This is a genomic window from Micromonospora sp. M51 (assembly GCF_018070305.1).
Lineage (GTDB): Bacteria > Actinomycetota > Actinomycetes > Mycobacteriales > Micromonosporaceae > Micromonospora > Micromonospora parva.
The window spans coordinates 1-1,351 of the sequence record NZ_JAGPXZ010001126.1; the positions used below are offsets into that span (position 1 = coordinate 1).

1 protein-coding gene is annotated in these 1,351 nt (G+C 75.2%); it reads right to left on the reverse strand.

The window, feature by feature from the left end; all coding sequences use genetic code 11:
* Positions 1 to 1,351 (reverse strand): GGDEF domain-containing protein (locus tag KBX53_RS36720; protein WP_247676572.1); only part of this gene is annotated, 1,351 nt, incomplete at both ends.

Genomic DNA, 1,351 nt, shown 5'->3' on the forward strand with positions numbered 1-1,351 from the left:
GTCGAGGCCCTGCTGCGGTGGCGACACCCCCGACCACCTCACCTGTCGCGATGGCGATCTGCGGCTGGTAGTACATGGTGATTTCCCCGGCGTCGTCGGCCGGTTCGTCGTCGGCGTGCGCCCACCCGGTCGGTTCGAGCGGCTGACCGGGCGTACCCGGCCCGGCGTCCCGGCGCGCCCCGCCACGTCCCCTGCCCACCGCGCTCCCGTTCGGGGACCGACGGCCGTTCCCACCCCCGGCGCGCCGCTCCCGGACCGAGCCCGAACGGGTGCCGTCGACGGTGGCCCGGGCGTTGCGGCCCCGGATCGGGTCGGCACCGGTGGCGATCTGGTTGATCAGCTCGTCGGAGTGCCGCGGCTCGGCGTCGGCGCGTCGACGGCGTACCCACCACCGACCACCGTGCCGCGTTGCCGTGGCGACCGCCGGGTCCGCGGCTGACGCGGGCCGGGTCGCCGCCGCGCTGGGCAGCGCCGCCCCGTCACCGCCGCGCACCTCCGCCGTCGCGACAACTGGTACGTCGACAGCCGGCTCGGCGTCGACCGGCGGCTCGGCGACCGGCGGCTCGGCGACCGGCGGCTCGGCGACCGGCGGCTCGGCGACCGGCGGCTCGGCGACCGGCGGCTCGGCGACCGGCGGCTCGGTGTCGACCGGCGTCTCGGCCGACGGGCTGACCTCCAGCACGCGGCGCAGGTCGGCGAGGAGGCCGAGTCGCTCGGCGGAGTTGTGGTCGGACTCCGGGGCGTACACGGCCACCGTGTCGTTGCGGTGTTTGGCGTCGTACATCGCCACGTCGGCGTGGCGCATCAGGGTGGCGAAGTCCTCGCCGTGCTCGGGGAATAGGGCAATCCCGATCGACCCGCCCACGTCCAACGGCAGTCCGTCGAGCGGCACCGGCTCGGCCAGCGCCTGGACGACCCGGTCGGCCAACTCCCGCGCCTGACCGACGTCGCTCAGCCCGGTCATCACGATGGCGAACTCGTCACCGCCGAGCCGGGCGATCATCTGCGGCCGGGGCTGCACGTCGGTGAGCCGGGCGCTGACCTCGACCAGCAGCCGGTCACCCACGGCGTGCCCGAGGGCGTCGTTGACGTTCTTGAAGCGGTCCAGGTCGAGCAGCAGCAGCGCCAACTGCCCGTCGGGTTCACCGCGGGCGGTCCGCTCGGCGTGCACGTGCACCTGCTCCGCCACCTCGGCGAGCAGGGCCTTGCGGTTGGGCAGCCCGGTCAGCGGGTCGGCGGCGGCGAGGTGCTGCTGCTCGTTGGTCAGCCGCGCCATCCGGTAGACGGCGAAGAGCGGCACCAGCACCAGCGGAATCAGCGCGGCACTGACCCGCGCCGCGGCGACCAGCAC